The sequence below is a fragment of the Mycobacteriales bacterium genome, assembly GCA_035550055.1.
Classification (GTDB): Bacteria; Actinomycetota; Actinomycetes; order JAFAQI01; family JAFAQI01; genus DASZTV01.
The window spans coordinates 45375-66564 of the sequence record DASZRO010000120.1 but is presented as its reverse complement, the minus strand read 5'-3'; the positions used below and the strand labels follow the sequence as shown (position 1 = coordinate 66564).

Sequence of the window (21190 nt, the reverse complement as noted above, 5' to 3'; positions counted from 1 at the left end):
GTCAGACCTCGAGCAGCTCTGCTTCCTTGACCGCGAGCGCCTGGTCGACCTGCTCGACGTAGGTGTGGGTGGTCTTCTCGAGCTCCTTCTCGGCGCGCGCCACGTCGTCCTCGCCGGCTTCGCCGTCCTTGCTCAGCTTGTCGAGCGTCTCTTTCGCGTGACGGCGAATGTTGCGGATCGACACCCGGCTGTCCTCGGCCTTGCCGCGCGCGACCTTGATCAGGTCCCGGCGGCGCTCCTCGGTCAGCTGCGGGAACACCACCCGGATGATCGTGCCGTCGCTGGTCGGGTTGACACCGAGATCGCTGTCCCTGATCGCCTTCTCGATCGCGGCCAGTGACCCCTTGTCGTACGGCGAGATGACCGCCATCCGCGGCTCCGGAACGTTGAACGAGGCGAGCTGGTTCACCGGCGTCGGGGTGCCGTAGTAGTCGACGATGATCTTGGAGAACATCTGCGGCGTCGCCCGTCCGGTGCGCACCGTTGCGAGGTCGTCGTGGAAGACCGCGACGGCCTTCTCCATCTTCTCCTCGGCCTCGAACATCGTCTCTTCGATCACGTCGCTTCGTCCGCCCTCTCCGGCACTGCATCCACCAGGGTCCCGATCGTCTCACCACGGACGGCACGAGCGATGTTGCCGTCGACGAGCAGGTTGAACACGACGATCGGCAGCCGGTTGTCCATGCAGAGGGTGAATGCGGTCAGGTCGGCGACCTTGAGCTCGCGAGCGAGGACGTCGCCGTAGGTGATGTGCTCGAACCGCTTCGCGGCCGGGTTGGTGCGAGGGTCGTCGTCGTACACCCCGTCGACTGCCTTGGCCATCAGCAGCACCTCGGCGTTGATCTCGAGCGCGCGTTGTGCTGCCGTGGTGTCGGTGGAGAAGAACGGTGCACCGAGACCTGCGCCGAAGATCACGACGCGGCCCTTCTCGAGATGGCGCATGGCGCGACGCGGCACGTAGGGCTCCGCGACCTGGCCCATCGTGATGGCGGTCTGGACCCGGGTCTCCACGCCCTGCTTCTCCAGGAAGTCCTGGAGCGCGAGGCAGTTCAGGACCGTGCCGAGCATGCCCATGTAGTCGGCCCGACCGCGGTCCATCCCGCGTTCGGAGAGCTCCTGGCCACGGAAGAAGTTGCCGCCGCCGATGACGACGGCCACCTGCACGCCGCTGACGACGACGTCGCGGATCTGGCGCGCGACGTCCTGTACGACGTCAGGGTCGACGCCGACCGAACCCCCGCCGAACATCTCCCCGCCCAGCTTGAGCAGGACGCGGCCCCACTTCGCCGGCGGCGCCGCCATGGGTCAGGCGCCCACCGCGAACCGGGCGAACCTGACGATCTTCACGCCGGCTTCGTCGAGCACGGCCTGCACCGACTTCTTGTTGTCGCGGACGTAGGCCTGGTCGAGCAGGACGTTGTCCTTGAAGAAGCCGGTGAGGCGGCCTTCGACGATCTTGGGCAGCGCCTGCTCGGGCTTGCCCTCCTCGCGCGCCGTGGCTTCGGCGATCCGGCGCTCGCTGGCGACGGTGTCCTCGGGGACGTCGTCCCGGGTGAGGAACGGCGGGTTGTAGGTCGCGATCTGCATCGCGACCCCGCGCGCGGTCTCCGCGTCCTCGCCTTCGAACTCGACGAGGACGCCGATCTGCGGCGGCAGGTCGGTCGCCCGCTTGTGCAGGTACGTCGTGGTCTTGCCGTCGAACACCGCGACGTCGCCCAGCGCCAGCTTCTCGCCGATCACGGCCGAGGTCTGCTCGATCGCTTGCTCCACCGTACGACCGTCGGCCAGCGTGGCCTGGGCCAGCGCCTCGGCGTTCGCCGGGTGGGTGCTCGCCGCAAGCGCGACGATGTCGGCGGCGAGGCTCTGGAACTCCTCGTTCTTGGCCACGAAGTCGGTCTCGCTGGCCAGCGCGATCATGGCGCCGTCAGCCGCGGCGACCAGACCGTTCGTGGCCTCGCGCTCGCCGCTGCGCTTCGCCGCCTTCGCGGCACCCTTCACGCGCAGCACCTCGACGGCCTTGTCGAAGTCGCCCCCGGCCTCTTCGAGCGCCTTCTTGCAGTCCATCATCCCCGCGCCCGTCGCGTCGCGGAGCTTCTTCACGTCAGCAGCGCTGACCGCCATCTCGTTCTCGTCCCTACTCGGTCTCGGTGGTGGGGGCCGCATCGGCCGGTGCGGCCTCGGCGGCGGGTGCCGCCGCTGCCGCGTTCGCGCCCTCGAGCAGTTCGCGCTCCCAGTCGGCAAGCGGCTCGTCGGCGCCCAGCGTGCCGGGCTCCGGCGTCTCGTCGGACTCGGCCGCGCCGGCCCGGGCGATCAGCCCTTCGGCGACCGCGTCGGCGATGACCCGGGTGAGCGTCGCCACCGAACGGATCGCGTCGTCGTTGCCCGGAATCGGGTAGTCGACCACGTCGGGGTCGCAGTTGCTGTCGAGCACGGCCACGACCGGGATGCCGAGCTTGCGTGCCTCGGCGACCGCGATGTGCTCCTTGTTGGTGTCGACGACCCAGATCGCGCTCGGCACCTTGGACATGTCGCGGATCCCGCCCAGAGTGCGGGCGAGCTTCTCGCGCTCGCGCGAGAGGGTCAGGGCTTCCTTCTTGGTGGTGACGTTCGCGCCACCGGTCGCCTCGATGACCTCGAGCTCCTTGAGGCGCTGGAGACGACGGTGCACGGTCGAGAAGTTGGTGAGCATGCCCCCCAGCCAGCGCTGGTTCACGTAGGGCATGCCGACCCGGGTCGCCTGCTCGGCGATGGCGTCCTGGCCCTGCTTCTTGGTGCCGACGAACATCACGGTTCCACCGTGAGCGACGGTCTGCTTGACGAAGTCGTACGCGCGGTCGATGTAGGACAGCGACTGCTGCAGGTCGATGATGTAGATGCCGTTGCGCTCGGTGAAGATGAAGCGCTTCATCTTCGGGTTCCAGCGCCGGGTCTGGTGCCCGAAGTGGACGCCGCTTTCGAGCAGCTGGCGCATCGTGACGACGGCCATGGGTGGTTCTCCTCTCGCGCAGGCTGCGCCCACGCTCGGTTTCCCGCGACTGCCCTTGTGACCGCCGCGCCTGATGCCGTCGCCGCGCCGAACCCTTGCGCTGACTCAACCCAAGGGACCGTACGACGCGCCCCGCCCAGCACAGCGACGGTTGACGGCATGCGAAGTCGGCTCGCTTGCGCGAACCGCTGCGCAAAGTCTACGTCGATTCGCCCCCGACCGTCGTCCACAGATCTGTGCGCCGGTCAACCGCCTCGTCGACCCGGCGCTTCGATCGCCGGATGACCCGACTCGGCCTCACCGTCGTACCCGTGCTCATGACCGGCATCACCGCCCTCGCGGCGCCCGTTGCGTCCGCTCCGGCCCCCCAGCCGTCCGCAACGCCCGCGGCGGGCGCCGGCTGGCCGCTGCTGCCAGGCCCGGACCGCGTGGCAGATGGCTTCGATCCGCCTGCCGAGCCCTGGCTGGCCGGCAACCGCGGTGTCGACCTGGCCGGACAGGCCGGACAGGCCGTCCACGCGGCGACCGGTGGCATCGTCAGCTTCGCCGGGTCGATCGCCGGCATCGGCGTGGTGAGCGTGACGGATGGCGCGATCCGAACCACCTACCAGCCACTGCACGTCGCGGTGCGCGAGGGGCAGCGCGTCAGCGTCGGCACGGTTCTCGGCACGCTGACCGCCGCCGGCTCGCACTGCGCACCACGGGCGTGCCTGCATTGGGGCTTGCTACGCGGCGAGGACTACCTCGACCCGCTCGCTTTGCTCGGGCTGGAACAGGTTCGCCTGCTGCCGCTGCCCGACAGCGCGGCGAGCTGACGCGACCGCTCAGTCCTTGGGCTCGGAGAGCTTTCCGCGCAGCTGCAGCACCGCTTTTGTGTGCATCTGGCAGATCCGGCTCTCCGTCACGCCGAGCACCTGGCCGATCTCGGCGAGGGTGAGACCTTCGTAGTAGTACAGCGTCACCACGATCTTCTCGCGCTCGGGCAGCGTGTTGATGGCTCGCGCGAGGAGATACTTCGTCTCCTCGGTCTCGAAGACCGCCACCGGGTCCTCGGCCTTGGTGTCTTCCAGGGTGTCGACCAGCGAGAGCTTGTCGCCGCGCTCGCCACCGACGTTGAGCAGCTCGTCGAGCGCGATCACGTTGACGAAGGACACCTGCGAGAAGATCGCGTGCAGCTCGTCGAGGGCGATCCCGAGCTCCCCGGCGACCTCGGCCTCGGTGGGCGTGCGGTGCAGCCGCGACTCGAGCGCGGCGTAGGCCTTCTCCACCTCGCGTGCCTTGTAGCGGACCGAGCGCGGGATCCAGTCGATCGCCCGCAGCTCGTCGATGATCGCGCCCTTGATCCGGCTGATCGCGTAGGTCTCGAACTTGATGGCTCGGCTGATGTCGAACTTCTCGATCGCGTCGATGAGGCCGAAGATGCCGTAGGACACCAGGTCGGCTTGTTCGATGTTCGGCGGCAGGCCCACCCCGACCCGGCCCGCGACGTACTTCACCAGCGGCGAGTAGTGCAGGATCAGCCGTTCCCGCAACGCCTGGTCGCCGGTGGCCTTGAAGTCACGCCAGAGCTCGGCCAGCGCTGCGTCGACGGCCGGCGCGTCCTGCTTCGCCTCGTCGTCCTCGAGCGCGATCTTGTCACGCTCTGGGGTGCGCGGACTCATAAGTCCTTCTCAGCCGTTCGATCGACACGTGGGTATAGATCTGAGTCGTTGCGAGCGTAGCGTGACCGAGCAGCTCCTGAACGCTTCTCAGGTCAGCGCCACCTTCCAGCAGATGCGTCGCGGCGGTGTGGCGCAGGCCGTGCGGCCCGAGATCGGCCAGCCCGGCCACCGCGCCGACGCGCTGATGCACCACGCGGCGAGCGGTGCGCGGATCGAGCCTGCCGCCACGAACGCCGAGCAACAGCGCCGGCGGGCTGTCGGCGTCGGCAAGCGCGGGACGGCCCGCCGACAGCCAAGCAGCGACCGCCCGGGCGGCGGGAACCCCCAGCGGCACGGTCCGTTCCTTCGCGCCCTTGCCGAACACGCGCAAGGTCTGCCGGTCGCGGTCCCAATCGTCGATGTCGGCGCCGCACAGCTCGCTCACCCGGGCACCGGTGGCGTAGAGCAGCTCGACGATCGCCGCGTCACGCAGCCCGACGGGCGAGCGGTCCTCACCGGCCGCCGACATGACCTCGGCGGCCTGGTCGACCCGCAACACTTCGGGCAGCTTGCGGGCGGCTCGCGGGGTGGCCAGCCGAGCGCCCGCGTCGACGTCGGCCAACCCGTCCCGGCAGGCCCAAGCGGTGAACATCCGCGCCGACGACGCCCGCCGCGCGAGGGTCGCGCGGCTCTTGCCCATGGTGTGCAGCTGCGCGAGCCAGGACCGGAGCACGCCGACGTCGATCGCCGCAACGGTCTGGCACCGCATGCGACCGGCGTGGCGGAGCAGGCTGTCGAGATCGACGGCGTAGGCGCGCACGGTGTGCGGCGAGAGACCGCGCTCGAAGGTCAGGTGCTCGAGATAGCGGGCACGGGCGTCGGCGAGCTCACCGGCGAGCTCGCACTCCTCGACCGCCTCAGCGCCGCGTGACACGGCCTCACGCTGTGCCTGTCGTCCCCGCGCGTCAAGTCGCCACGCTCACCACCACCCGAGTGGCAGCTCGTGCACCCCTCCCGCGGCGTCGGCGAACCGCTCGTCGCGACCGAGCGAGGTCATCCGCCAGCCGGCCGCGGACTCCACCGTGAGGCCTGCGACCGCCAGCGCCGCCAGCGCCGCCGCGACCGCCTCCACCCGCAGGCCGGCGACGGCGGCTATCCGCTCGGTGGGTGCGGCCCGCGTCACGGGAACCGCTTCGAACACCCGGCTCACCACGGGGCCGAGCAGGTCCCGGCGCCGGACCGGCCCGCTGACCCGCTCGGCGAACTGGCCGAGCGGGCCGACCTGCTCGAGGATCTCGTCGACCTTCGTGACCAGCACGGTGTCCGGGCGGTCGCGCAGCAGCTGGTGACAGCCGGCCGAGGTGACCGCGGTGACCGGACCGGGCACCGCCATGACGTGGCGGAACAGCTCTCCGGCATGCCGGGCGGTCGAGCGCGCACCGCTTCGCGGTGCGGCTTCGACCACGACCGTCCCCGCCGACAACGCGGCGATCAGCCGGTTGCGGACGAGGAACCTCGCGCGGTGCGGCGCCGAGCCGAGTGGTTGCTCGCTGACCAGTGCACCGGCTGTGACGCAGGCCTGCGCCAGCTCATGGTGTGCTTTCGGGTAGACGACGTCGACGCCGCAGGCGAGCACGCCGACCGTGGTCCCGCCGGCCGCCAGCGCGCCGCGGTGGGCGGCGGCGTCGATGCCCAGCGCGAGCCCGGACACGACGGTCCACCCGTGCTCGGCCAGGCCGGCGGCCAGCGACCGGGCGATGCCGACGCCGTAGTCGGTCGGCGCCCGCGTGCCGACGATCGCGACGGCACGGTCACACAGATCGGCCAGCGACCCGCCACCGCGCACCCACAGCCCGAGGCACTCCGCGCCGAGCCCCGCCAGGTCGTCGAGGCCGATGGGCCACTCCTCGTCGCCCGGGCAGACCAGCCGGGCGCCCAGGTTGGCCGCGGCCGCCAGCTCCTGGTCAGCGTCGACACCGGCGATGCGGGAGGCGTAGCCCGCCACGTCACCGTCGCCGAACCGCAGGCCGCGCCTGATGTCGGCGACCGCGGTCTCGGGGCCGACTGCGCCCACATGGCGAAGCAGCGGTCGGCAGCCCGGCTCCGCGGCGCGCAAGAGCAGCGCTCGCGCCGCGCGTTCGCCGTCGCTGATCATGCGGTCCTCGCCAGGGTGCTGGTCTCGCCGATGATGCGCAGTGCGAACGCCCGGTCGACGTCGTCCTTGGTCGGCTGGTCGCGGCCGGCGAGGTCGGCGAGCGTCCAGGCCACCTTCATCACGCGATCGACGCCCCGCGTCGAGAGCTCGCCGCGATCGAGATCGGCCGACAGCGAGCTCAGCGCTGCCGGCGGGATCGGCCAGTGACGGCGCAGCTGCGGGCCAGGCACCTCCGCGTTGGTGGTCCACGGGGTGCCCGCGAGGCGACGAGCGGTGCGGTCGCGGGCAGCGAGCACTCGCTCCCGGACCGACGCGGTCGGCTCGCCCGCCGCCCCCGCGGCGAGCACCGCACGACTGACCGGCTCCAGCCGGGCGCGCAAGTCGATGCGGTCGAGCAGCGGGCCCGACAGCCGGTTGCGGTAGGCCCGTAGCTGGCTCGAGCTGCAGCGACACGAGGCGACGTCGGTGGATCGGCCGCCGCGCGCACACGGGCACGGGTTGGCCGCAAGCACGAGCTGGAAGCGTGCCGGATACGTCGCCGCTCCACCGGCACGGTGGATCCGCACGACTCCGGACTCCAGTGGCTGCCGAAGCGCGTCGAGGGCACGGCGTTCGAACTCCGGGGCCTCGTCGAGGAACAGCACGCCGCGATGGGCCAGCGAGATGGTGCCCGGAGTCGGGACGCCGGTCCCGCCGCCGATGAGAGCCGCGACCGTCGCGGAGTGGTGCGGCGCGCAGAAGGGCGGCTTGACCAACAGCGGCCGCCCTGCAGGCAACCGGCCGAGCAGCGAGTGGATCGAGGTGACCTCGAGCGCCTCGTCGCCGACGAGGTCGGGCAGCAGCCCGGGCAGCCGCTCGGCAAGCATCGTCTTGCCGACGCCCGGCGGACCGGTGAGCAGGAGATGGTGCCCTCCGGCGGCGGCGATCTCCGCGGCGTGACGGGCCTCTTCCTGGCCGACGACGTCGGTCATGTCGGGGCACGCGTCGGCGTCGTCCGGGACCGGCGCCAGGCTGTCGTCGAGCTCGACCAGCTCACCGCGCAGCCAGGCGCACAGCTCGCCGAGCGACCGCACGGCACAGACCTCGATGCCGGGCACCAACGCCGCCTCCCGGGCGTTGCCGTGGGGTACGACGACCCGGGTGTGACCCAGCCTCGCCGCGCCGATCACCGCCGGCAGCACGCCGTTGACCGGGTGGACCCGGCCGTCGAGCCCGAGCTCACCGAGGACGACGAGGTCGCGCACGGCAGCCGGGTCGAGGGCGCGTTGCGCAGCCAGCACGGCGAGCGCGACGGCTAGGTCGAAATGGCTGCCGCTCTTTCGCAGCGACGCCGGCAGCAGGCCGATCGTGATCTTCGTCGTGGGCCATGGCTCGCGGCTCACCGTGATCGCCGACCTGACTCGCTCGCCGGACTCGCGCACCGCGGTGTCCGGCAGGCCGGTCCACGCCGTACCGGGCAGCCCTTCCCGGACGTTCGCCTCCACCGTGACGGCGTGCGCGGTCAGCCCGCTGAGCACGATCGAGCGCGTGCACCCGAGCCCCATCAGAACGCCGCCCGGACGTGCTGGAGCTCGGGCCGACCGGCTTTCGGCATGACGATGCTGATCACGTCGAAGCGCAGCGGACCGTGATGGCCGGCCTCGCGGAGATATCTGGCGGCGAGCGCGCGGAGCTTCTCCGCCTTGCGCCAGGTGACCGCCTCCAGCGGCAGCCCGTAGGCAGTTGAGGTTCTCGTCTTCACCTCGACGACGACGAGGGTGTCCCCGTCCATCGCGAGGATGTCGATCTCACCCTCGCAGCAGCGCCAGTTGCGAGTGACGATGTGATGGCCTGAAGCGACGAGATAGGCAGCCGCGTAGTTCTCGCCGTCGATGCCGAGTTGGTCCTTGGTGTGCATCGGGCCAAACTCGGCAGGCCCGCTGACAAGGCCGGCCCGCGGCGCGACTGCCTGTGCAGATCAGCCTCACGACGCGGGGCTGTGGGAAAAGTGCTAGTGGTCCTCGGGAATCTCGAGGTCGGCCGGCGCCAGCTCTTCGACGTTCACGTCCTTGAACGTGAGGACGCGGACGTTGCGAACGAACCGGGCGGGCCGGTACATGTCCCAGACCCAGGCGTCCTGCATGACCGCCTCGAAATAGGTCTCGCCAGACTGGTCGTGCTGGATCACCTGGACGTCGTTGGTGAGGTAGAAGCGGCGCTCGGTCTCGACGACGAACCGGAACAGCCGGACCACGTCGCGGTACTCCCGGTAGAGCTGGAGCTCCATCTCCGTCTCGTACTTCTCGAGGTCCTCCGCGCTCACGACACCCATTCTTCCTGATCGTCACGGGCTTCGGCATTGCGCACGTTGACGTAGGACCGGCGATGCTCGGGGCACGGCCCGTGCATCGCGAGCGCCTGCTGATGCTCCGGCGTGACGTACCCCTTGTGGCTGGCGAACTCGTAGTGCGGCCACTGCTCGTGCAGCGCCGTCATCATGCGGTCGCGGGTGACCTTGGCCAGGACCGAGGCGGCGGCGATGCAGGCGGCGACCCGGTCGCCTTTCCAGACCGCGAGTCCGGGTACGTCGAGCCCGGGTACCGGGAAGCCGTCGGTGAGCACGTACCCGGGCCGCACGGACAGGGCTGCCAGCGCCCGGCGCATCCCCATCACGTTGCAGACGTGCAGGCCGATTCGGTCGACCTCGGCCGCCGGAATCACGACGATCGAGTACGCCGCCGCGCGACGGACGACCTGCGCGTAGACGCGCTCGCGGGCGAGCGGGGTCAGCAGCTTGGAGTCGGCAAGACCCGGGATCTCACCCGACTTGCCCGGCTTGAGCACCGCGGCGGCGACGACCAGCGGGCCGGCGCACGCCCCGCGGCCCGCCTCGTCCGCGCCGGCGACCGGGGTCAGGCCGCGCCGGGCCAGCGCCCGCTCGTACCCGTAGATCCCGGCGTCTCGCCGTACGGTCTGCCCTGCCACGCCCATCAAGCGTGAGAGTACGCGGGCCTATCGGGCGTCGCGCCGGCGTCGGCGTCGCTTGCGCCACAGGCCGACCGGCGCCACGATCGCGGCGGCGCCGACGAGCGGCGCGGCCGGGGAGCCGGCCGCCGCGAGACCGGCCTGCTTGAACGTCGACGGGATCGGCAGGGTCTTCCAGTCCGAGATCGGCCAGATCACGACAAACGCACGGCCGATGACGTCCTTGTCCGGCACGAACCCGTTGACTCGGGAGTCGTCGGAGTCGTCACGGTGATCGCCCATGACGAACAGCTCGCCCTTGGGCACGACCTTCGTCCGGTTGTCGAAGTTGCCGGCTGAGCACGGGTGCGAGCCGGGGTAGAGGTAGGGCTCGTGCAACACGTGACCGTTGACCGAGAGCACGTCGTTCTCACAGGAGATCGTGTCGCCCCCGACGCCGATGACCCGCTTGATGAAGTCGCTGCCCCCGGAGGGCGCGATGCCGATCGCCGAGCCGATGTCGTGGAAGAAGTGCAGCACCGGGTTGCTAGGGGTCGTGAAGTTCGACTCGTTCGGCCAGCCGGGCGGCTTCTTGAACACCACGATCTCGCCACGACGCGGAGACCGGAAGTCGTAGACGAGCTTGTTGACCAGCACCCGGTCGTAGGGGTGCTTGCCGGTCGCCGCCGAGTTGGCGAAGTCACCGCCACCTTGCAGCGTGTTCTCCATCGACGCCGACGGGATGTAGAACGCCTGAACCAGGAAGGTCTTGATCAGCAGCGCGAGAACCAGCGCGATCAGTACGAGGAACGGCAGCTCACGCCAGAACGAGCCGTGTTCCGAGCCGGGCCGGTCGGAGCCCTCGTCGGTGGCGGGCTCGGGATGCGTTTCGGGGTTGTCGGGCTCGGTCACGAGGCCGGCGGTCAGCTCGCCGAAATGGCGTCGCGACGCTCCTTGATCTTGGCCTTCTTCCCGCGGAGGTCACGCAGGTAGTACAGCTTCGCGCGGCGGACGTCACCGCGGGTGACGACCTCGAGGTGATCGACGATCGGAGAGTGGACCGGGAAGGTCCGCTCGACGCCCACGCCGAAGCTCACCTTCCGCACCGTGAAGGTCTCCCGCACGCCACCGCCGTGGCGGCGGATGACGACACCCTGGAACACCTGGACGCGCGTCCGGTTGCCCTCGACGACCCGGACGTGGACCTTGACGGTGTCGCCGGGGCGGAAGGCCGGGATGTCGCTGCGCAGCGAAGCGGCGTCGATCGCGTCGAGCGTCTGCATGGTGGTCGATTCCTCGTTCGAAAGACACGCGCAAAACGGCGCGGTCGGGTCAGGCGGTCCATCCACTTTGCCACAGCGACCCTCCGAGGGGGTAATCCTCGGCCAGGAGTGCAGCTAGTTCAGCAGGTCGGGGCGGCGGCGCTCGGTGAGCTCGCGCGACTGCTCCTCACGCCACCGCGCGATGGCGGCGTGGTCGCCCGACCTCAGCACCTCCGGCACTTCCAGACCGCGCCAGACCGCGGGCCGGGTGTACGACGGCGCCTCGAGCGTGCGGTCACCGGCGAAGGAGTCGTCGAGCGCCGACGCCGGGTTGCCCATGAAGCCGGGAAGCAGCCGGACCACCGCCTCGACCATCACCAGCGCGGCGGCTTCGCCGCCGGCGAGCACGTAGTCGCCGATCGAGACCTCGGCGACGTCCATCCGGCTCGCGGCGTCGATCGCGACCCGCGCGTCGATCCCCTCGTAGCGGCCGCAGCCGATGATCAGCCAGGGCCGCTGGGTCCATTCCTGCGCCATGTGCTGCGTGAAGACCTCGCCGGCCGGGTTCGGCAGGACCAGCAGCGGTCGGGCCGGCGGCGAGGCGTCGGCAGGCAAGGCGTCTGCGAGCAAGGCGTCGAGCGTGCGTCCCCACGGTTCGGGGCGCATCAGCATGCCCGGGCCGCCGCCGTACGGGGTGTCGTCGACCGTGCGGTGGACGTCGTCGGTGTGCTCACGCAGGTCGTGGACGCGCAGGTCGACATCGCCCCGTTCGTGCGCCTTGCCGAGCAGCGACACCGACAGCGCGGCGAAGTAGTCCGGGAAGATCGTGACGAGGTCGATGCGCATCAGAGGTCGAGCAGGCCTTCTGGCGGGTCGATCAGCACCCGCCGGGCCACCAGGTCCACCGTGGGGACGAGCTCCCGGACGAACGGCACCAGGACCTCGCCTGCCTCCGGCCGTGCGATCACCAGGACCGGCGGGCCGGGCGGGTGGAGCACGTCGCAGACGTCGCCGAGCTCGAGGCCGGCAACGGTATGGGCACGAAGACCGACCAGGTCGTGGTCCCAGTAGTCGTCGGCGTCGTCGACGGCGAGACTGCTCTGCGAGTCCGCGACGAGCACGGTGCCGCGAAGCGCTTCGGCGAGGTTGCGGTCGGTCACGTCTCGCAACGTCACGAGCAGCCGGCCGGAATGCCATCGCGAGCGCACCACGACCAGCGGGCCGCGCTCGCTCGGGTCGGTGTCGAGCGACGAACCGGGCGCGAAACGATGCTCAGGGTCGTCCGTGCGAACCTCGACCGCCACCTCGCCGGCGATGCCGTGAGCCTTGACGATCCGGCCGACGACGAGCTGCATCCGCGCGGGGAACCCGTCGCCTAGTCGACGAGGTCGACGCGTACGCCCTTGCCGCCGAGGGCGCTCATGACCGCGCGCAACGCCTTCGCGGTGCGCCCGGCCCGGCCGATCACCTTGCCGAGATCGTCCGGATGCACCCGGACCTCCAGCACGCTGCCGCCCCTGCGCTCGCGAAGGTCGACGTGGACGTCGTCCGGGTGGTCGACGATCCCGCGGACCAGGTGGTCGAGCGCCTCGGTGAGCATTACTCCGCAGCCGGCGCTTCGTCGGCCGGCGCCTCGGGCTCAGCCGCAGGCGTCTCGGCCTCAGCCGCAGGCGCCTCGGGCTCGGCCGCAGGCGTCTCGGCCTCAGCCGCAGGCGTCTCCGGCTCAGTGGCGTGGTCGGCAGGCGTCTCGTCGGCCGCGGCCTGCGCCGCCGGCGCCTCGACGGGCGCGTCCGGCTCAGCCTCGGCCTTCTTGGCGGCCGCCTTCTTGGCTGGCGCCTTCTTGGCCGGCGCCTCGTCGTGGGTCTCCTTCGCGGCTGCCTCGAAGGCCGCCTTGCGGTCGGCCTTCGGCGAGGCGGTGCGGACGCCCTCGGTCGGAGCCGGCAGACCCTTGTGTGCCTGCCAGTCGCCGGTGAGCTTGAGGATGGCTGCTACCGGCTCGGTCGGCTGGGCGCCGACGGACAGCCAGTAGCGGGCGCGGTCGGAGTCAACCTCGATGAAGGAGGGGTCGGCCTTCGGGTGGTACTTGCCGATCGTCTCGATGACGCGTCCATCGCGCTTGGTACGCGAGTCGGCGACGACGATGCGGTAGTACGGCGCACGGATCTTGCCGAGCCGCATGAGCCTGATCTTGGTTGCCACGGGGTGATGCTCTCCAAAAGCTTGCGATTCAGCGACTTGGACGCCAAGCCGAGGTCTCGGGCACGTCACACGCGCCGCGCCGGTGGAGTCTACCCGGCCGGGAGCTGACCTGCCTTCCAGATGTCGCGCAGCGCCCACGGCATGATGATGAAGATCCAGATCCCGAGCCCGACGACGCACGGAATGATGCCGACCGCGGTGCCGACGATCATCGGGGCGAGCATCACGACGAGAAAGACGGTCCAGGCGACCCGGCCGACCGGGCCGAACGTCGTCGGGGTCTTGCGCCAGCGCGTCTTGACCATCGGCATCATCGGCCGCGACGCCGCCTGCCGGCGCTCGCCGGACATGATCGAGTAGCCGCTCTGGTCCCCGCCGTACGCCGGTGCCACCGCCCCTGGCACCACGCTTGCCGCCGCCGGGGCGTTGACGTGCCCCCGCACCGCGTAGCACTGGGTGCACCAGGTCGCGGCAGGCGCGAGCGTCGCGCCGCAGCTGCTGCACCGGTCCATGGCAGGGATATCGGCCTGGAAGCCCGGCCAGTTCACTCGGAGTTGGGCAGCTTCAGGTTCGACAGGTCCGGGGACAGGCCCGGCGGGAGCTTCAGCCCGGGCGGCAGGGCCAGGTTCGGCGGGAGTCCACCACCGCGCACCGACGTACGCCCACGCTTCGAGTTGCCCTTCTTGCCCTTCGCGCTCTTCCGGTTGGACGGCCGCCGCATGCCGGGCAGGCCTCCGGCCATCTGCTTCATCATCTTGCGGGCCTCGAAGAACCGCTCGACAAGCCGGTTGACCTCCGTGACGGTGGTGCCGGAGCCGCGGGCGATCCGCAGCCGGCGCGAGCCGTTGAGGATCTTCGGGTCCTGACGCTCCGCCGGGGTCATCGAGCGGATGATCGCCGTGATGCGGTCGAGGTCGCGGTCGTCGATCTGGGAGATCGCCTCTTTCATCTGCCCCATCCCGGGCAGCATGCCGAGCAGGTTGCCGATGGGACCCATCCGCCGCACCATCTGCATCTGCTCGAGGAAGTCCTCGAGGGTCAGCTCGCCCCCGCCGAGCATCTTCTCGGCCATGCGCTCGGCCTCGTCGGCCTCGAACGTGCGCTCGGCCTGCTCGATGAGGGTGAGCACGTCGCCCATGCCCAGGATGCGCGAGGCCATCCGCTCGGGATGGAAGACGTCGAAGTCGTCGAGCTTCTCGCCGGTCGAGGCGAACATGATCGGGCGACCGGTGACGTTGGCGACCGACAGCGCCGCGCCGCCCCGGGCGTCCCCGTCGAGCTTGGTGAGCACGACGCCGGTGAACCCGACGCCGTCTCGGAACGCCTCGGCCGTCGTCACCGCGTCCTGGCCGATCATCGCGTCGACGACGAACAGCGTCTCGTCCGGCTGCACCGCGTCGCGGATTGCCGCGGCCTGCGCCATCATCTCGACGTCGATGCCCAGCCGCCCGGCGGTGTCGACGACGACGATGTCGTGGCCCATGCGGCGGGCGTGCTCGACGGCGGCCGTCGCGACCGCGACCGGATCACCGATGCCGTTGCCCGGTTCCGGCGCGAAGACATCGACGCCGGCCTGGGTGCCGACGACCTTGAGCTGGTCGACGGCGTTCGGGCGCTGAAGGTCCGCGGCGACCAGCAACGGCGCGTGGCGCTGCTGCTTGAGCCAGCGGCCCAGCTTGCCGGCGAGGGTCGTCTTGCCGGCGCCCTGCAGACCGGCAAGCATCAGCACGGTCGGCGGGGTCTTGGCCAGGTTCAGCGTCCGGGTCTCGCCACCGAGGATCGCGACGAGCTCCTCGTTGACGATCTTGATGACCTGCTGCGCCGGGTTGAGCGCCTGGCTGACCGCCGCGCCGCGCGACCGTTCTTTGACGGCTGCGATGAACTCCTTGACGACGGGCAGCGCCACGTCGGCTTCGAGCAACGCGATCCGGATCTCGCGCGCGGTCTCGTCGATGTCGGCCTCGGAGAGCCGACCTTTGCCCCGCAGGGAGGTGAAGACCGACTCGAGCCGGTCGGAGAGGGTGTCGAACATCGCAGAGCCAGGCTACGTGGCGGTCGCGACCTCGGGGGCCGCGCTGATCTCGACGCCGCCACCGGCGTACAGCTCCTCGACGAGTGACCGGTAGCGGTTCATCACACCGCGTCGTTTGAGCTTCATGGTCGGCGTCAGCACGTCCGAGTCGGGCAGCCATTCCTCGGCGAGTACGGCGACCCGCCGAGGCCGCTCGACCCGGGACAGCCGTTCGTTTGCCACCGCGACCCCGTCGGCGATCTCTTGAAGCACCTCAGGGTCCGTGGCCAGGTCCGCAAGCGAGCGCCCCGGGAACCGCGCCGCGACGGCATCCGGGTCCAACGTGAGCAGCGCGACGAGATATGGCGCAGCGTCGCCGACCGCCATCGCCTGCCCGACCAGCGGGACCGTCTTCAGGACGGCCTCCACGTTGGCCGGCGAGACGTTCTTGCCGCCCGCCGTGATGATCAGCTCCTTCTTGCGATCGACAATCTTGAGATACCCGTCCTCGTCGAACTCGCCGATGTCCCCGGTGTGCAGCCACCCGTCGTCGTCGAGCGCCTCCGCCGTGCGTTCGGGGTCGTCCAGGTAGCCGCTGAAGACGATCGGGCCGCGACAGAGCACCTCGCCGTCGTCGGCGGTCACCACTTCGATCCCCGGGTACGCCCGGCCAACAGTTCCCGGCTTGACCAGAAACGGGTCCCAGGTCATGCCGCCGCAGTTCTCGCTCATGCCGTAGACCTCGCTCATCGGCAGCCCGATGTCGCGCAGGAAGTCGATCACCTCCACCGGTACCGGCGCCGCGCCCGAGAAGACGAACTCGACCTGGTCGAGGCCCACCGCCTCGCGAATCGGCGCGAACGCCATCGCGTCCACGAACTCCCAGGTCTCGGCGAGCTCGGCGGGCAGCGCCTCGCCGCGGGCTCGCAGCTGCTGCACCTCGCGGCCGATCCGCAACGCGTCGGCGAAGCTCGCCTGCGTCTGCGCGTCGCGAGCGGCCACCTGCGCCTTGATGCCGGCGACGAGCTTCTCCCACACCCGCGGCGGGCCGAACAGCGATCCGGGGTGCACCGCGACGAGGTAGGCCGGCAGCTGGTTGAGGTCGGCCATCGGCACGACCTCACCGCCGCGAAGGAGATGGGTGTAGTGCGACACCATGCGCTCGGCGATGTGCGCCATCGGCAGGTAGGAGATCAGCCGACGCCCGTCGTCGGTGTCGCGCCCGGTGAAGTGGCGCAGCACGCTTCCTGCGGCGATGACGTTGGTGTGGCTGAGCATCACGCCTTTCGGCGGACCCGTCGTACCCGAGGTGTAGATCACGGTGAGTAGCGAAGCCGGATCGATCCGCTCGGCGGCAGCCGGCAGGTCGATCGGGTCGCCTGCTGCGATCTGCGACCAGTCGATGGTCCCGCTCGGTGCGTCGCCGAGCACGACGACCGACTTCAGGGCAGGACACTCGCCGGCAGCGGCGAGCACCCGGTCGGCGAAGTCCCCGCTCTCCACCAACGCGACCCGCGCCTTCGAGTGGTTGACGAGGTAGCCGATCTGCTCGGGCGAGGAGGAGTTGTAGATCGAGATGGGAGTCGCCCCCGCGGCGACGACGGCGACGTCGGCCACGTGGAACTCGAGCCGGTTGTGCAACATCAGCACGACGCGGTCGCCCGGCTCGACGCCGAGCGCGGTCAGCCCTCCCGCAAAGTGCGCGACCCGGTCGGCGTACTCCGACCAGGTCATCTGCTCGCCGTGCAGCTCGCGAACCGCCACGGCCTCGGGCTGGCGGGCCGTCGTTGCGAGGAACGCGTCGAGCAGGTTACGAGGCGGGTTGCTCATGGGCCGAACCGTACGACGCACAATGCCGGTGTGACGAGTGAGGTCGGCGTCCCGGCGTGGCGGGCGCGCTACCCCGATCTGGCCGGTCGAGTCGCCGTCGTCAGCGGCGAGGGCGAGGTGGTGCCCGCGGTCGTCGCCGCGCTGGCCGCCAGCGGGATGGCGCTGGCTGTGGTCGGGGCGAGCCGCGCAACGGTCGACGACGCGGTGGCCTCCGCGGAAGCGAACGAGGTCGCCGTGTTCGGCGTCGTGGCGGATCCACACGCTGCCGAGGTGTGGGGGCGAGTCCTGCCCCACGCCGAGCAGCGACTCGGGCCGATCGACGTCCTCGTGGCGATCGGCGCGAGCGAGGACCGGCAGGCTGCCGTGCGCGCGGTGACTCCCGACATGGGTGCCAGACGCCGTGGGGTGGTGGTCGAGGTCGGCGATCACCACGCCCTGCTGAGCCTGCCGGATGCAGTGCGCCACCGGATCGTCAGCACTGTCGGGGAGGTGGAGCCGGACTCCGTCGGAGCTGCTGTCGCGTTCTGCGCGAGTGATGTCGTGATGCTGCCGCTGGTTGCCGTGGAGCTCGCCACCAGCTAGCAGACCGCGATGAGGGCCGCGTCGATCGCGGCTCGTCGTTCCTCGTCGTCGATGCTGCGGCCGGCCGAGTCGACGACATAGAACGCGTCGACGACCTCGGCCCCGAGAGTCTGGATCCGTGCGGAGCGGACGTCGAGGCCTTCGGCCGCGAGGGTCTTGGTCAGCCGATGCAGCAAGCCTTCCGAGTCATGGGTTCGCACTTCCACGATGGTCGAGTGATGAGACTCGTCGTCGAACCACAGCACCATCGGCGGCGCGGCCGGAACGGCATCGCTGGCATACGTCCGCTCCCGCTCCGCCAACCGGGCGTCCAGCGGCAGGGTGTCGTCGTAGGCCCGGCGGACGTCGGCCGCGAGCGCGTCGACGTCGGGGATGGCGCCGAACTTCGGGGCGACCTCGAGGGTCGTGATCGCCATCCGGCCGGCCGGAGTCGCGGCGAACGTGGCCGTCGCGGATCGCACCGTGAGGCGGTGCAACGCGACGACACCCGCCCAGCGAGCCATCAGGCCGGGGCGGTCGGGCGCGACGACGGTCAGGGCGGACCCGTGCAGCGAGACCGCCAGCTCACCGGCCTCCGCGAGTGCTCGCTGCTCGGCGGTGATCGTCTCGAACTCCGCGACGTGCTCTCCGGCGACGGCCGCCGCGGCACGCCGTACCAGCTCGCTGACCAGCCCTGCCTTCCAGTCGCTCCACGCGGCAGGCCCGGTGGCCGCGGCGTCAGCGACGGTGAGCGCGTGCAGCAGCTCGAGGGTCGCCACGTCCCCCACCGCCCGGGTGACGATGTCGATCGTGGCCGGGTCGGCGAGGTCACGCCGGGTCGCGGTGTCCGGCAGCAGCAGATGGTGGTGGACGAGCGCGGTCACGGTTGCGGCGTCGTCCTCGGAGAGCCCGATTCGCCGAGCGATCTCGGGCACGCGTGCCACGCCGGCGTCGGTGTGGTCCCCCGGGAAACCCTTTCCGATGTCGTGGAACAGCGCGCCGAGCAGCAGGAGATCAGGCCGGGCGACGCGACGGGTCAGCGCCGACGCCTCGACGGCGGTCTCGATCAGGTGGCGATCAACGGTGAAGCGGTGCACCGCGTTGTGCTGCGGCTTGCACCGCACCGCGTCCCACTCCGGGATCAGCCGCACGAGCATCCCGGTCTGATCGAGGGTCTCGAAGACCCCGACCGCCGGCCGGCCGGCACCGAGGATCGCAACGAAAGCGTCACGCGCCTGCGGCGGCCACGGCTGCGGTAGTGCCGCTGACTCGGCGGCCAGCCGGGATGCGACGCTCGCCGCGATCGGCAGGTTCGCCTGTGCCGCGGCAGCGGCGACCCGCAGCGCCAGCACCGGGTCACGGCTGAGGTCGGCATCGCGCGCCAGGTGGACTTCGCCTTCCTGCTCGACCACGCCGTCCGCCAACGGGCGGCGCGCCGGCGCCGAGCCGCGCCGGCTCCAGCGGCGCGCCGGCCGGCTTGCGACGTCGGCCCGCCGGCAGGCGTGGTCCAGGGCGTAGGCGATGGTCCGGCCTGCCTCGAACACCTGCCGCATGAGGTGATCCGGGTCGTCGACCCCGAGCGCCTTCGCCACCGGGATCCGCTCCTGGGCGACGAGCCGGTCGTTTCCCCTCGCCGACCGACGGTGCAGCTCACATCGGACGTCCTGGAGCCAGGCGTAGGCCTCGCGAACCGCGGGACCGGGCGCGTCGGCCACCCACGCGGAGGCGATCGCGGTGATCGCGTGCACGTCTCGGATGCCGCCCCGGCACTCCTTGAGGTCGGGCTCGAGAAGGAAGGCCAGCTCCCCCATGCGCGCGGCTCGTTCGGCAACCGCGTCGAGCAGCTCCGGTAGCCGCCGGCGGGACTCCTTGCGCCATGCGGCGTAGACCTGCTCGCGCACCGACGCCGTCAGCGTGGCGTCGCCGCTCACGTGTCGGGCGTCGAGCAGTCCCATCGCGGCCTTGAGGTCCTCGCGGGCCACGGACACCGCTTCACCGACGGTGCGCACGGAATGGTCCAGTCCGACGCCGGCATCCCAGATCGGGTACCACAGCGAGTTCGCGAGCTCGGCGACGTCGAGCCCGTCGGCATGCACCAGGACCACGTCGAGGTCACTGCCGGGCGCCAGCTCGCGCCGGCCGTACCCGCCGACCGCCACGACAGCCACACCGGCGGTGTCGGCGAGCCGCGCCGCGAACCAGGCGTCCGCCGCCGCGGTCAGCGCCTCCCGCAGCTGTGCCCCGGGCAGGCCGGCGACGGCGAGGACGGCGGCTCGCGCCTCGCGGAGCTCGCCAGCGGCGTCGTCGGGCATCTGCCGCTAGTGCCCGATCCGTACCGCGCGCGCGTTGCCGAACTCGTACGCCGACTCGGCGTGGATCGTGGTGTCGAGCCCTTCGAGCTCGTCGGACTCGCTCACCCGCAACCCGATGGTGCGCTGGACGAGCGTGGCGACGATGCCGGTCATCGTGAACGCCCAGGCGATCGTGACCAGGACCGCCAGCGACTGCACCCCGAGCAGGTGAGCGCTGCCGCCGTCGATGAGGCCGTCGTAGCGGATCGCGGGATTGACGACCCGACTGGCAAAGACACCCACGAGCACGGTGCCGACGACGCCCGCCGCGCCGTGGACGCCCACGACGTCGAGCGCGTCGTCGTAGCCGCCTCGATGCTTCAGGTTGACGGCGAACAGCGCGACGACACCACCCGCGGCGCCGATGACCAACGCCGCCATGCTGTTCACGTAGCCCGCCGCCGGCGTGATCGCGACCAGCCCGGCGACCGCCCCTGACGCTGCGCCGAGGGTCGTGGCGTGGCCGGTTCGCGCTTTCTCGAGCCCGCACCAGGCGAGCAGGCCCGCACAGGCGGCGAGCTGAGTGCCGACCAGCGCCTGCGAGGCGAGTGCGCCCGAGGACAGCGCCGAGCCCGCGTTGAACCCGAACCAGCCGAACCACAGGATTCCCGCACCCAGCATCGTCAACGGCAAAGAGTGCGGGGCGACCAGCTCCTTGGGCCACCCGTGGCGACGCCCGATGACGAGGGCGAGTGCCAGCGCGGAGGCGCCGGAGTCGATCTCGACGACGTTGCCGCCGGCGAAGTCGAGGACGCCGCGCTGCGCCAGCCAGCCGTGCGGCGAGAACACCCAGTGTGCGATCGGCGCGTAGACCACCACCACCCAGATCGCGGCGAAGACCATGAACCCGCCGAACTTCGCGCGCTCGGCGACCGTCCCGGTGAGCAACGCGGCGGTGATGACCGCGAACATCATCTGGAAGGCGGCGAACGCCAGCGGCGGGACCGTCAGGTGCAAGCCGGGCACCTGCTCGTTGGCGTGGCCGAGCCCGGCGAAATGAAGCGTTCCGAGGAATCCGCCTCCGGTGCTCGGTCCGAACGCCAGCGAGTAGGCGAGCACCGCCCACACGATGCTGACCACGGCGATGGTCGCGAAGTTGGCGACGAGCATGGCCAGGACGTTCTTCGAGCGGATCATCCCGCCGTAGAACAGCGCCAGACCCGGCGTCATGAACAGGACCAGCCCGGTGCTGCCGAGCACCCAGGCGGTGTCTCCCCCATCGATGTGCACGGCGGCGAGCCTATGGCCCACC

Annotated in this window: 24 protein-coding genes; 2 read left to right on the top strand and 22 right to left on the bottom strand. The window is 70.8% G+C overall.

Annotated elements, in window-relative coordinates:
• Window position 1: 1 nt before the first annotated feature.
• From frr to rpsB, 4 genes are read right to left on the bottom strand one after another with little or no spacing between them, the layout of a single operon-like run.
• A complete protein-coding gene (frr, locus tag VG899_17425) occupies window positions 2-559 on the bottom strand; it encodes a ribosome recycling factor (protein ID HWA68146.1) in 558 nt (185 codons plus the stop codon).
• Entirely contained in the window at window positions 556-1302 is a 747-nt protein-coding gene (gene pyrH, locus VG899_17420) for a UMP kinase (GenBank protein ID HWA68145.1), read from the bottom strand. The genes frr and pyrH overlap by 4 nt, the downstream gene beginning before the upstream one ends.
• A gap of 3 nt (window positions 1303-1305) precedes the next feature.
• A complete protein-coding gene (gene tsf / locus VG899_17415; GenBank protein ID HWA68144.1) occupies window positions 1306-2121 on the bottom strand; it encodes a translation elongation factor Ts in 816 nt (271 codons plus the stop codon).
• A 13-nt stretch (window positions 2122-2134) separates the two neighbouring features.
• Window positions 2135-2986 carry a 30S ribosomal protein S2 gene (gene rpsB / locus VG899_17410; protein HWA68143.1) on the bottom strand — a complete coding sequence of 284 codons (852 nt, stop codon included), beginning with the start codon at window positions 2984-2986 and terminating at the stop codon, window positions 2135-2137.
• Window positions 2987-3267: 281 nt separating this feature from the next.
• Here rpsB and VG899_17405 point away from each other — a divergent pair, with 281 nt between their 5' ends.
• Window positions 3268-3801, top strand: coding sequence for a M23 family metallopeptidase (locus tag VG899_17405; GenBank protein ID HWA68142.1), 534 nt, complete (start codon window positions 3268-3270; stop codon window positions 3799-3801).
• 9 nt (window positions 3802-3810) lie between these two features.
• On the opposite strand, the gene whiG is transcribed toward VG899_17405, so the two are convergent.
• The 16 genes from whiG to VG899_17325 form a co-directional block, all read right to left on the bottom strand.
• A complete protein-coding gene (gene whiG / locus VG899_17400) occupies window positions 3811-4647 on the bottom strand; it encodes an RNA polymerase sigma factor WhiG (protein HWA68141.1) in 837 nt (278 codons plus the stop codon).
• Complete coding sequence (locus VG899_17395; protein HWA68140.1) at window positions 4622-5560, bottom strand: tyrosine recombinase XerC; 939 nt, start codon at window positions 5558-5560, stop codon at window positions 4622-4624. The genes whiG and VG899_17395 overlap by 26 nt, the downstream gene beginning before the upstream one ends.
• Before the next feature lie 45 nt (window positions 5561-5605).
• Window positions 5606-6781 carry a DNA-processing protein DprA gene (dprA, locus tag VG899_17390; protein HWA68139.1) on the bottom strand — a complete coding sequence of 392 codons (1176 nt, stop codon included), beginning with the start codon at window positions 6779-6781 and terminating at the stop codon, window positions 5606-5608.
• Window positions 6778-8325: a YifB family Mg chelatase-like AAA ATPase gene (locus VG899_17385; GenBank protein HWA68138.1), complete on the bottom strand. Its 1548-nt coding sequence runs from the start codon at window positions 8323-8325 to the stop codon at window positions 6778-6780. The genes dprA and VG899_17385 overlap by 4 nt, the downstream gene beginning before the upstream one ends.
• Window positions 8325-8678: a YraN family protein gene (locus VG899_17380; GenBank protein ID HWA68137.1), complete on the bottom strand. Its 354-nt coding sequence runs from the start codon at window positions 8676-8678 to the stop codon at window positions 8325-8327. Before VG899_17380 ends, VG899_17385 begins: the two co-directional genes overlap by 1 nt.
• 93 nt (window positions 8679-8771) lie before the next feature.
• Window positions 8772-9083 carry a DUF2469 domain-containing protein gene (locus tag VG899_17375; protein ID HWA68136.1) on the bottom strand — a complete coding sequence of 104 codons (312 nt, stop codon included), beginning with the start codon at window positions 9081-9083 and terminating at the stop codon, window positions 8772-8774.
• Window positions 9080-9745: a ribonuclease HII gene (locus VG899_17370; GenBank protein HWA68135.1), complete on the bottom strand. Its 666-nt coding sequence runs from the start codon at window positions 9743-9745 to the stop codon at window positions 9080-9082. Before VG899_17370 ends, VG899_17375 begins: the two co-directional genes overlap by 4 nt.
• 27 nt (window positions 9746-9772) lie before the next feature.
• A complete protein-coding gene (gene lepB, locus VG899_17365; GenBank protein ID HWA68134.1) occupies window positions 9773-10636 on the bottom strand; it encodes a signal peptidase I in 864 nt (287 codons plus the stop codon).
• Window positions 10637-10647: 11 nt separating this feature from the next.
• A complete protein-coding gene (gene rplS / locus VG899_17360; protein HWA68133.1) occupies window positions 10648-11007 on the bottom strand; it encodes a 50S ribosomal protein L19 in 360 nt (119 codons plus the stop codon).
• 114 nt (window positions 11008-11121) lie between these two features.
• Complete coding sequence (gene trmD / locus VG899_17355) at window positions 11122-11832, bottom strand: tRNA (guanosine(37)-N1)-methyltransferase TrmD (protein HWA68132.1); 711 nt, start codon at window positions 11830-11832, stop codon at window positions 11122-11124.
• The gene (gene rimM / locus VG899_17350; protein HWA68131.1) at window positions 11832-12341 is read right to left on the bottom strand and encodes a ribosome maturation factor RimM; all 510 of its coding nucleotides are present in this window, start codon (window positions 12339-12341) and stop codon (window positions 11832-11834) included. The genes trmD and rimM overlap by 1 nt, the downstream gene beginning before the upstream one ends.
• 20 nt (window positions 12342-12361) lie before the next feature.
• Window positions 12362-12586 (bottom strand): RNA-binding protein, encoded by a 225-nt coding sequence (locus VG899_17345; protein HWA68130.1) that lies wholly within the window; start codon window positions 12584-12586, stop codon window positions 12362-12364.
• Window positions 12586-13185, bottom strand: coding sequence for a 30S ribosomal protein S16 (gene rpsP, locus VG899_17340; GenBank protein ID HWA68129.1), 600 nt, complete (start codon window positions 13183-13185; stop codon window positions 12586-12588). The genes VG899_17345 and rpsP overlap by 1 nt, the downstream gene beginning before the upstream one ends.
• Before the next feature lie 89 nt (window positions 13186-13274).
• A complete protein-coding gene (locus VG899_17335; GenBank protein ID HWA68128.1) occupies window positions 13275-13697 on the bottom strand; it encodes a hypothetical protein in 423 nt (140 codons plus the stop codon).
• A gap of 32 nt (window positions 13698-13729) precedes the next feature.
• Window positions 13730-15217, bottom strand: coding sequence for a signal recognition particle protein (gene ffh / locus VG899_17330; protein HWA68127.1), 1488 nt, complete (start codon window positions 15215-15217; stop codon window positions 13730-13732).
• Window positions 15218-15229: 12 nt separating this feature from the next.
• Window positions 15230-17026, bottom strand: coding sequence for a long-chain fatty acid--CoA ligase (locus VG899_17325; protein ID HWA68126.1), 1797 nt, complete (start codon window positions 17024-17026; stop codon window positions 15230-15232).
• Window positions 17027-17056: 30 nt separating this feature from the next.
• On the opposite strand from VG899_17325, the gene VG899_17320 reads away from it, so the two are divergent.
• Complete coding sequence (locus VG899_17320) at window positions 17057-17608, top strand: hypothetical protein (protein ID HWA68125.1); 552 nt, start codon at window positions 17057-17059, stop codon at window positions 17606-17608.
• On the opposite strand, the gene VG899_17315 is transcribed toward VG899_17320, so the two are convergent.
• Window positions 17605-19899, bottom strand: coding sequence for a [protein-PII] uridylyltransferase (locus VG899_17315; GenBank protein ID HWA68124.1), 2295 nt, complete (start codon window positions 19897-19899; stop codon window positions 17605-17607). The genes VG899_17320 and VG899_17315 overlap by 4 nt on opposite strands.
• Window positions 19900-19905: 6 nt before the next feature.
• Entirely contained in the window at window positions 19906-21168 is a 1263-nt protein-coding gene (locus VG899_17310) for an ammonium transporter (protein HWA68123.1), read from the bottom strand.
• Between the last annotated feature and the right edge of the window lie 22 nt (window positions 21169-21190).